The sequence below is a fragment of the Frateuria defendens genome, assembly GCF_001182895.1.
Lineage (GTDB): Bacteria > Pseudomonadota > Gammaproteobacteria > Xanthomonadales > Rhodanobacteraceae > Frateuria_B > Frateuria_B defendens.
Genome location: NZ_LFQR01000049.1, coordinates 56,440 through 66,987, shown reverse-complemented (window position 1 = coordinate 66,987; position 10,548 = coordinate 56,440). Strand labels below are relative to the sequence as shown.

Below are 10,548 nucleotides of genomic sequence, written 5' to 3'. Positions count from 1 at the left end.
TTGGACAAGCAAGAGAAAGTAACTCGCTCCCCGGCAGGGGAGCGAAACCCCGGCCAAAGGCCGGCCAGTTCGCCATTGAACTTCAACAACACAAACTTGGGCTCAACAACACAACACGCCTTCCCCCCACGAACACCGGCAGCAAAAACCGTGAACTGCTCCATGAAGCAAGAGCAAACAAACCAGATCCAAAACAACAACCGAAACAGCCGCTGACACTAACTAGACCACTATCGCGGCCTCACCTAGCCAACCGCCTCGCTCTCAGAAACTCAACCGGTAATCCACCGTCGCCATCCGCCCGTGCCCACGCTGGGCAAAGCTTTGGTCCAAACCGAACTGCAGCGACGAACGCACGCTGGCATTCCAGGCCAGCGTGAGCCCCGCCGTGCCGCCATAGCGCGATAGACCCACGCCGCCCAGCGGCGCCCACTGGTCGACGCCGGTGAAGCTCGCCTCGGCGGTCTCGCCGCGCATGGCGAACGCGCGCTGCCAGGCCAGCCGCCCTTCCAGGCGCAGGCTGCCGCCGCCGGCGAACGACCAGTTGCGCTCGGCGCGCAGGCCCGCGCCGGCCTGCCAGCGTTCGACCGTCTGCGCGCCCGACTTGAGGCCGAAGCCGTCGCCGCCCACCTCGTCGAAACTGCCGCGGCGCACGTTGGCGTACTGCAGGTCCACGTAGGGCGTGAAGCGGGTGGCGCCGAGCGACAGGCGGTAGCCGCTTTCGGCGTAGGCCACGCCATAACGGCCGCGGCTGTCGCTGCCCACGCTGGCGCCGGCGGCGCCGAGCTGGAGCTGGCGGTGCATGGTCTCGTAGTAGCTGCCCAGGCCCACGCGCCCGACCAGGTAGCCGCGCTCGCCGACCAGGCCGCCGTAGAGCATGCCTTCCACCGCGCGGCTGCGACCCTGGTCGGCGCTCTCGGCCAGCCGGCCCAGGCCCTGGCTCTGGCTGAGCGCGAAGCCGGCCACGCCGTTGCCGCCCAGGCGCAGGTCCTGGCCGGTCATCCAGCCATCGAGGTCGATGCCGACGTTGGCGTAGCCGCTGCGCGAGAGGCCGCCGTGGTAGCCCAGGCGCTGCGACCAGCCGCCGGGCTTCGCGGTAGGCGCGTCGAGCAGGTCGTCGATGTGGTCGGACAGCGCGCGCGTGCCGGCGTCGATCGCCTCCAGGGCCATCGCCGCGCTGGCTGCGTGCAGCTGGCCGGAGAGGCTCTCCAGCGAACGCTGCGCCGCCTGCAGGCTGGCCGCGTGCTGCAGGCTGCCAGCCGCCTGCACGAAGCCCGAGGCCGAGGCCGAGGCGGTGGTGCCCGCCGGCGCCGCGCCCAGCTGCGCGTTGATCTGGTCGAACGCGCCCTGCACCCGCTCGGCCGCGCCGTAGGAGGCCGCCGTGTAGCTCATGCCCTGCACCGCCGTCACCTGCACCTGCTGCACGTTGAGCCAGGCGCTGGTGGCGTCGTAGTTGAGCGAGGCGGTGAGCAGCACGCCCGGCGCCCGGTTGAGCGCCGAGAAGCTGCCAACGAGGCCCTTGTCCGCCACCAGCACGTTGGTGTGCGCGTTGACCACGTAGCCCTGGTCCGCGCCGGTCACATACAGGTCGCCGCCGCCCAGCGTGGCCGTGCCGGCCACGTGCAGCGCCGAGCCCAGCGACACGGCGAGCCGCCCCGAAGGCATCTGCATGTAGTTGCCGCCCACCGCCACGTCGCCGCCGGCCACGCCGAGGGCGCCGTAGCTGACGACGCTGCCGCCGATCGCGTGCGTGGCCTGCACCTGGGCGCCCTGGCTGATGTTGACGCCGCCGGCCAGCGACCTGGCGACCAGGGTGCCGCCCTGCACCTGGGTCAGGCCGGTGTAGCTCGCGTCCTGGGTCAGCGTGAGCGTGCCGTCGCCCTGCTTGACCAGGCCGCCCGCGCCGGAGATCGGGTTGTTCCAACTGGAGCTGCCGCTGAAGCTCACCGTGACGTCGCCCCAGTCGAATTTCGCCGGACCGTTGACCGCCTTGCCCACGTTGAGCGCGCCGTAGCCGAAGGTGGTGTCCGGCCCGGGCGTGCCGAGATCGGTGGCGGTGCCGAGCAGGGTCTGGCGCACCAGGTCGTTGCTGAAGTACGGGTAGGCCTGCCACACCAGCGCCGCCGCACCGGAAACCTGCGGCGCCGCGAACGAGGTGCCCTCGACGATGTAGTAGCTGGCGTGGCCCGCGGTGTCGTCCTTGCCGCTGACGATCACGTCTCCCGGCGCGGCCAGGCAATAGTTCATCGCCTTGCCGCAGGCGTCGGAGTAGCTCGCCAGCTGGGTGGGATGGTTGCTGTCCAGCGCCACCGCCACCAGCCAGCCCTTCTGCAGCTCGGGCGCCACGTTGGGCAGCGCCGCGATGTCGCTCGGATCGCTGCGCGAATCGTTGCCGGCGGCGAACACCACCAGCCCGCCATGCTGCAGCACGAACGGATCGTAGGCGGCGCCGAAGGCCTGGTTGATCGAGGCGTCGGCGGTGTTCCAGTAGATGCCGCCCCAGGAGTTGTTCATCACCTTGACGCCGGCCTGGATCATGCCGGCGTTGACGTACTGGCCGAAGAACTGCGCGTCGGTGGCGGTGACGGCGTTGCCCTGGCCGGAGCCGTCGTCCGCCGGCGGCTTGTCGCTCAGGATGCGTGCCGAGACGAGGCTGGCGCCGGGCGCGATGCCGCCGGCGAACCGCTCGAACGGCTTGCCGGCCGCCACCTCCGACACCCAGGTGCCGTGGCCGAGCACGTCGTCGACGGCAAAGTTGTTGGTGGAGCCGACGTAGATCTGCTCCTGCGTCACCTGCCCGAGCAGCGAGGGATGGGTGTGCATGATGCCGCTGTCCACCACGCCGATGGTCACGCCCCCGCCGGTGTAGCCCTGGGCCTGCGCCGCGTAGGCGTTGGTGAGCGCGAGCTGGGCGTCCAGTGGCGGCGGCGGCGGACTGGGCGCCGGGGCGGGAGCTGGCGCGGGCGCGGGCGCCGGCGGCGGAGCGGGCGTGGAGACCACCGGCGTGGGCCGCACATTGCCGCCACCACCGCCGCCGCAGCCGGCCAGGCCGAACGCCACCACTACGGCCACCGCCAGTTCGCGGTGGCACAACGTGTTCTTCTCCATACGTTTTCCCCTTGCGATTCCGCTTCGTCGACCACACGTCGTGCGCCGGTTCCTTACGACCATGGTGCCATGGCGCACGGCGCGCGAAAACGTTCATATCCCCCGCCGCAGTCGAGTTTGCCGCTCCCCATGGGCCACTGCGATAATCGACGATCGGCATCGTAGTGAGCCCCCTCTAGCTTTCGCGGAGATTTCCCCATGTCGGATGTCAGCGTCGTCATCGCCGGTGCCAAGCGCACCGCCATCGGCTCCTTCCTCGGCCAGTTCACCGGCGTGCCCTCCCCCAGGCTCGGCGCCACCGCCATCCAGGCGGCGCTGGAACAGGCCGGCGTCGCCGCCGGCGAAGTGAGCGAGGTGCTCATGGGCTGCGTGCTGCCCGCCAACCTCGGCCAGGCCCCGGCGCGCCAGGCGGCGCTCGGCGCCGGCCTGCCGCCGGGCACCGGCTGCACCACCATCAACAAGGTCTGCGGCTCGGGCATGAAGGCGATCATGCTGGGCCACGACCTGATCCGCGCCGGCTCGGCCGCGATCGTGGTGGCCGGCGGCATGGAGTCGATGACCAATGCCCCGCACATGGTGCAGGCGCGCACCGGCCTGCGCTACGGCGACGGCCAGCTGGTGGACCACATGGCCTGGGACGGCCTCACCAACCCCTACGACGGCAAGGCGATGGGCGTGTTCGGCGAGCTGTGCGCCGACAAGTACCACTTCACCCGCGAGGAGCAGGACGCCTACGCCGCCGAGTCGGTGCGCCGCGCCCAGGCCGCGCAGCAGTCCGGCGCCTTCGCCGGCGAGATCGTGCCGGTGACGGTGAGCACCCGCAAGGGCGAGGTGCAGGTGGACACCGACGAGCAGCCCGGCCGCGCCGACATCGCCAAGATCCCGAGCCTGAAGCCCGCCTTCCGCAAGGAGAACGGCACCATCACCGCGGCCAGCTCCTCCAGCATCTCCGACGGCGCCGCCGCCGTGGTGCTGCTCTCGGCGGCGGACGCCGAGGCCCGCGGCCTGGCGCCGCTGGCGCGCATCGTGGCCCACGCCACCCACTCGCAGGAGCCGGAGTGGTTCACCACCGCGCCGGTGAGCGCGCTGCGCAAGGTGCTGGACAAGGCCGGCTGGAAGGTGGAGGACGTGGACCTGTTCGAGGTCAACGAAGCCTTCGCCGTGGTGGCGATGGCGCCGATGCGCGAACTGGGCATCCCGCACGAGAAGCTCAACGTCAACGGCGGCGCCTGCGCGCTCGGCCACCCGATCGGCGCCAGCGGCGCGCGCCTGGTGGTGACCCTGCTCAACGCGCTGAAAACCCGCGGCCTCAAGCGCGGCGTGGCCGCGCTGTGCATCGGCGGCGGCGAGGCGACGGCGGTGGCGATCGAGCGCCTGGACTGAACCGCCTCCGGGCGAATGGCGCTGAAAGCCGCCTAACCGGGTCTTTAATGCGTACTGAAGACGCGCCGTGAAATAGGTGGCGCAAGTTCTTCGAAAGCGCTATTAATACGCCCGCCTTCCGGCATTTCATTGCCACATGGCATTCCACGGCATAAGGAGATTCACCATGAAGTTCACGCGTACCCTTCTCGCCTCTGCGCTCGTCGCGCTGCTGGCGGCCTGCAGCAACGGCGCGCAGGATTCCGCGCAGGACGCCCAGAAGTCGGCCGACCAGGCGCAGCAGTCCGCCGATCAGGCGCAGCAGGCTGCCGGCGCGGCAACCGCCGCGGCCCCGGCCTCGACCGCCGCCATGGCACCGGCTTCCACCTCGGCGGCCCCTGCTTCCACCGCGCCGGCTCCGGCCTCCACCAGCGGCAAGTAATTCTCTACCGCTGGGTTTGCCAATTAAAAACCGGCCGCCTCGTGCGGCCGGTTTTTTTATTGCCGGAATAGTGAACGGCGGTGCGTTTTCGCACGCGGATATTTCGCCGCTATCATGCCGCTCTTGCCCACGGTGGATCATCGCCCATGAGCGTGCTCGCCTCGCAGATCGATACCCGCTCGCCCGCCTTCCAGGCCGCCAGCGCGCAGTTGCGCGGCCTGGTCGAGGATCTCAAGCGCGAGCTGGCGCGCACGGCCGAAGGCGGCGGCACCAAGGCCCGCGAGAAGCACACCGCGCGGGGCAAGCTGCTGCCGCGCGAGCGCATCCGCGCCCTGCTCGATCCCGGCTCGCCCTTCCTCGAACTCGCGCCGCTGGCCGCCCACGGCATGTACGACGACGCCGCGCCCGCGGCCGGCCTGATCACCGGCATCGGCCGCGTGCACGGCCTCGAGGTGGTGGTGGTCGCCAACGACGCCACGGTGAAAGGCGGCACCTATTTCCCGGTCACGGTGAAGAAGCACCTGCGCGCGCAGGAAGTGGCGCTGGAGAACCGCCTGCCGTGCATCTACCTGGTCGATTCCGGCGGCGCCTTCCTGCCGCTGCAGGACGAGGTGTTCCCCGACAAGGAGCACTTCGGCCGCATCTTCTACAACCAGGCGCGCATGTCCGCGCTCGGCATCCCGCAGATCGCGGTGGTGATGGGCTCGTGCACCGCCGGCGGCGCCTACGTGCCGGCGATGAGCGACGAGACCATCATCGTGCGCGAGCAGGGCACCATCTTCCTCGGCGGCCCGCCGCTGGTGAAGGCGGCCACCGGCGAGGTGGTGGACGCGGAAGCGCTGGGCGGCGCGGACGTCCATACGTCCGTCTCCGGCGTGGCCGACCACTTCGCCGAGAACGACGCCCACGCACTCGGCATCGCCCGCGACATCGTCGCCAGCCTCAACCGCAAGAAGGCCATGCCGCTGGCCGTGCAGCCGCCGGCCGAGCCGCTCTACGCCGCCGAGGAACTCTACGGCGTGATCCCCACCGACACGCGCCGCCCGTTCGACGTGCGCGAGGTGATCGCGCGCCTCGTCGACGGCTCGGCCTTCCACGAGTTCAAGGCGCGCTACGGCAAGACCCTGGTCACCGGCTTCGCGCACATCCACGGTTACCCGGTGGGCATCGTCGCCAACAACGGCATCCTGTTCTCCGAGAGCGCGCTCAAGGGCGCCCACTTCATCGAGCTGTGCAACCAGCGCAACGTGCCGCTGGTGTTCCTGCAGAACATCACCGGCTTCATGGTGGGCAAGAAATACGAGAACGCCGGCATCGCCAAGGACGGCGCCAAGATGGTCACCGCGGTGGCCTGCTCGCACGTGCCCAAGTTCACCGTGGTGATCGGCGGCAGCTTCGGCGCCGGCAACTACGCCATGTGCGGGCGCGCCTACGGCGCCCGCTTCCTGTGGATGTGGCCCAACGCGCGCATCAGCGTGATGGGCGGCGAGCAGGCGGCCTCGGTGCTGGCCACCGTGCGCCGCGACGGCCTCGAGGCCGCCGGCAAGAGCTGGAGCGCGGAGGAGGAGGACGCCTTCAAGGCGCCCATCCGCGAGCAGTACGAGCGCCAGGGCCACCCGTACTACGCCAGCGCCCGGCTGTGGGACGACGGCGTGATCGACCCCGCCGACACCCGCCGCGTGCTCGGCCTGGCGATCTCCGCCTCGCTCAACGCACCGATCGAGCCGCAGCGCTACGGCGTGTTCCGCATGTGAGCCGCGCCCGGCGGCCGGCGAGCCGCCGCAGCGGAATGCTCAATCATGCAGCGTGATCGCGCTGCCGATCGGCGCCGCCTCGGTGCGATGCAGGTCCAGCACGAGGATCTCGTTGGTGCCGCCCTGCCACCACGACGCCGGGCAGTACAGCCGCTGCTGCGGCCCGAGGTTCCAGTAGCGGCCGAGCAGGCGGCGGTTGACCCACACGTAGCCCTTGTTCCAGGCGCTCATGTCCAGGTAGCAGTCCGCCGGCGCCTCGCGCGCCAGTTCGGCGCGGAAGAACAACCCGGGCCGCAGCGCGGCGGGCGGCTCCCGCCACGGCCCAAGGCCGCTCATGTGTCGCTCGTCCAGGGGCAGGCTGAAAACGTCCCAGTCGAGCAGTTCCCGGCCGTCCAGGCGGGCGCCGCCGACCAGGCCCTTGCGGTCGCCGATGGCCGGTCCGTAACCGACGTGGCCGAAGCTGTCGATCAGGATGTCCAGCATCACCTCGGCCTCCGCGGCGGGCAGGGCCACGTCGCTGGCCGTGCGCAGGCCCGGCTTCTGCACCCGCGACACGTAGTCGAGATAGCGGCCGTCGGCGAACACGGTGGCGTAGTCATGCACGCCGCGCAGGTCGAGCGTGCGGCCGCGCACGCGCTTGCGGTAGAGCACCAGGCCCTGGTTCTGGCCGAACAGCTCTTCGTTGGACTGCGGCCGCTGCACGGCCTTGGCCGCCGGCAGGCCATCCCATAGCGACGCCCAGGGCGCGGGCGTCACCGGCTCGAAACCCGCCGCCTCCGGCGTCGCCGGCACGGCCGGCAGCGGCCGCTTCAGGGTCTTGCCGATCATCGCGCGGAAGCGATGGTAGTCGGCGGTGGGCGCGCCGCGCTCGTCGATCGGCGCGCCGTAGTCGTAGCTGGTGATCACCGGCTCGAAGTTGCCGCCGTCACGGTTGGCGTTGGCTCCCGCACCGAAACCGAAATTGCTGCCGCCGTGCACCACGTAGAGGTTGAACGAATGCCCCGCGGCCAGCAGTTGCGCCAGGGTGGAGGCGTAGTCCTCGCGCTGGAAACGGGCATCGCCCCAATGCGTGAGCCAACCCGGGTAGCCCTCGCCCACCCACACCGGCATCTCGCCCGCGATGGCCTGGGCGGTCGCGAAATCGGTGTCGCCATCCAGGCCCAGGGCGGTGCCCGGCAAATAGGTCTTGGCGTCGCGGATCTGGGCGAGGCCGTCGGAGATCGAGAACGGCCCGTCGATGCCGCGCTCGCGCCACAGCGCCTGCAGCTGCTGCAGGTAGCTAAGGTCCTTGCCGAAGGAGGCGTATTCGTTCTCCACCTGCAACATCAGCACTGGCCCGCCGCGCCCGGCCATCAGCGGCGCGATGCGGGGCGCGATGGCGTCGAGGTAGCGCCGCACGGCGTCCATGTAGCGCACGTCGTCCTTGTCGCGCACGCGCACGTGCGGGTCGCGCAGCAGATAGGCCGGCAGGCCGCCGAAATCCCACTCCGCGCAGACGTAGGGGCCGGGCCGCAGGTACACCCACATGCCCTCCTCCGCACACAGCTCGATGAAGCGCACGAAGTCGCGCGCACCGGTGCTCAGGTCGAACACGCCCGGCTCCGATTCCAGCGTGTTCCATATGATGTAGATGGCGATGGTGTTTAGCCCCATCGCCTTCGCCATGCGGATGCGGTGGCGCCAGTACATCGGCGGGATGCGGATGGGGTGCATCTCGCCGCTGCGGACCTGGAACGGGCGCTCGTCCAGCAGGAACTGCTGGCGGCCGAGTGCGAAGCGGTGGGGCTTGCCGTCGGGTGCGGGCTCGTGCGACCCCGCGGTCGGCGCGGCTTCCAGCGGGAGGCCGCCGGCCAGCGAGCCGGCCACGCCCAGTACGCTCAGTTTCAGAAGAGTCCTGCGTTGCATCGAAGCCCCCCGAGTGTGAATGACTGGCCTGGCCGATCTCTCGCCATGTCTGGTGCCAGCGAGGGCCTTGCCTCATCAGAGCGTAGCTCATGGTTTCGTTATCTGTCGAATACTTTTGATTACCCGGAAGCCAAAGTTCGTGGCCATGCCATCCGCCGGCCCGCGGCAAGCAAAGAAGTCGATCACAACGGCCTTAGCGTTAGGCCAACGTTGTGCACGCCCAATGTTTTCGTTTACATTCGATTTCAAGAAACGAAGCAAAAATAGAACGAATACGAAACCACCAATGTATTGGCGAGGCAATCGCCTTCCGGGCGTTTCGCCTCGCTGGGTGGCCGCCAGCCGTGCCCTCGCCTGGCTCAGCCACCGCACCTCGCCATCCCATGCCCTCAGGGCACTCCATCATCGAGAGACCAATCACGTGGAACGTAGACGGCACCGCCCCCTACTCCTGATGCTCGCCCTGCTCCCTGGCTTCGCCTGGGCCTCCGACACGCCCGGCAGCTACACCAGCTATCGCTTCGACCATGGCGCCGACGCCGGTTTCGAGTCGGTGGACTTCGGCATCACCGTCACCACCGACCCCGGCTACCGGGCCGGCATCTTCTGGAGCAACCAGTTCAACTTCATCGGCTCGGGCGGTGCCTACACCGGCATGCAGAGCAATGGCGGCGACGACCGCATGTTCCTGTTCTCGGTGTGGAACGCCACCGACGCCAAGCCCGGCAGCCCCGGCAGCTACTGCCTCAAGTTCGGCGGCGAAGGCGTGGGCGAGAGCTGCCGCATGGCGCATGCGTGGAAACAAGGCCACACCTACCGCTTCCACGTCGCCAACGAAGGCGGGCGGTGGTTCGGCGTGACCGTCAGCGACCTCTCCGACGGCACCTCCTTCAAGCTCGGCAGCGTCCTCGCCACCTCGGCCCGGATCTCGCCCTCGGGCATGGTCAACTGGACCGAATACTTCGAGTGGAACGCGCCCGACGCCTCCTGCTACGACCAGCCCTACTCCAGCGCGCGCTTTGACCTGCCGCGCGCCGACGGCGGCCGCGCGGTGGCCTCGATCTCCTCCACCCACGTGTCGAAGTCCTGCCCCGCCTTCAGCCAGGTGCTGACCGCCGCCAACCTGCCGCTGCAAGGCAGCCTGCATGCCAATGCCATCGGCAACAGCCTCCGCGGCGCCGTGACCGGCGGCATCCGGCCCACCGCCTGCCTTGCGGGCAAGGGCGGCGCCGCCAGTGGTACCCCCGCCGTCGCCTCCGCCTGCGACGGCAGCCGGGGCCAGGCCTGGGTCTACGCCGTGGACCACACGCTGCGCCTGCAGAACAACCTCTGCCTGGACCTCAGCGGTAATGGCACGAAACCGGGAACGCTGGTGGACGTGCGCACCTGCAACAACGGCACCAGCCAGCGCTGGAGTTATGCCGGCGCGCAGCTGCGCAGCGATTGGTCGGGCCTGTGCCTCGCCGCACACGGCCCGGGTGACCCGCTGACCACCGAGACATGCGCGGCCGGCGCGGAACAACGATGGCAACTGCCCGAGCCCGATGAGGCCAAGGCGAACGCGCCGGCCCGGCCGGGCGGCCATGCCTTGGGCTCTTGAAGCCACCAGGCATCGATGGGGCGAGGACGTACCGTGGAGCCTGTCCGGCATCACCCGGTCAGGCGCCCGGGAAGGCCTGGCACACAAACGGCGGTGATGGTGAACCGGCGCCCGTGGCTCGCCCCCGGGCGCCGGCCGTTCTCCATCCAGGCGAAGCCGTGGCCGACCATCCAGTACCTGGGGAACGACATGGCCACGCAGGGCGATACGTCGCCCCGATGATCAGCACGAGCCCCTCGCGTAACGCAGTCATCCGGGACGGATCGCTCTCGGGTGGCCTTCCCATCTCCACGCATTCCTGCGCCATCGCGGCGAGTGTGAGGCGTGGCTTCGCTTGATGTGCTTCTCGACGTGCGAACCGAACCGACGTCGCCTCT

General features: G+C 69.7%; 7 protein-coding genes. 5 read left to right on the top strand and 2 right to left on the bottom strand.

Going from position 1 to position 10,548, the window contains the following annotated elements; all coding sequences use genetic code 11:
* On the top strand, positions 1-216 hold a 216-nt coding region (locus tag ACH65_RS20790; protein WP_237561476.1), incomplete at its 5' end, for a hypothetical protein.
* A gap of 48 nt (positions 217-264) precedes the next feature.
* On the opposite strand, the gene ACH65_RS08510 is transcribed toward ACH65_RS20790, so the two are convergent.
* On the bottom strand, positions 265-3,108 hold the full coding sequence (locus ACH65_RS08510; protein ID WP_049622156.1) for a S8 family serine peptidase: 2,844 nt from the start codon (positions 3,106-3,108) through the stop codon (positions 265-267).
* Positions 3,109-3,306: 198 nt separating this feature from the next.
* On the opposite strand from ACH65_RS08510, the gene ACH65_RS08505 reads away from it, so the two are divergent.
* From ACH65_RS08505 to ACH65_RS08495, 3 genes are all read left to right on the top strand, one after another.
* Complete coding sequence (locus ACH65_RS08505) at positions 3,307-4,491, top strand: acetyl-CoA C-acyltransferase (protein ID WP_049622155.1); 1,185 nt, start codon at positions 3,307-3,309, stop codon at positions 4,489-4,491.
* A gap of 166 nt (positions 4,492-4,657) precedes the next feature.
* Positions 4,658-4,912, top strand: coding sequence for a hypothetical protein (locus ACH65_RS08500; protein WP_425478275.1), 255 nt, complete (start codon positions 4,658-4,660; stop codon positions 4,910-4,912).
* A gap of 146 nt (positions 4,913-5,058) precedes the next feature.
* The gene (locus ACH65_RS08495) at positions 5,059-6,666 is read left to right on the top strand and encodes a carboxyl transferase domain-containing protein (RefSeq protein WP_049622154.1); all 1,608 of its coding nucleotides are present in this window, start codon (positions 5,059-5,061) and stop codon (positions 6,664-6,666) included.
* Positions 6,667-6,705: 39 nt separating this feature from the next.
* On the opposite strand, the gene ACH65_RS08490 is transcribed toward ACH65_RS08495, so the two are convergent.
* Positions 6,706-8,571 (bottom strand): beta-galactosidase, encoded by a 1,866-nt coding sequence (locus ACH65_RS08490; RefSeq protein ID WP_049622153.1) that lies wholly within the window; start codon positions 8,569-8,571, stop codon positions 6,706-6,708.
* Positions 8,572-9,025: 454 nt separating this feature from the next.
* Between ACH65_RS08490 and ACH65_RS08485 the strand changes: the two genes are divergently transcribed.
* Entirely contained in the window at positions 9,026-10,171 is a 1,146-nt protein-coding gene (locus ACH65_RS08485; protein WP_053096222.1) for an RICIN domain-containing protein, read from the top strand.
* Positions 10,172-10,548 lie beyond the last annotated feature (377 nt).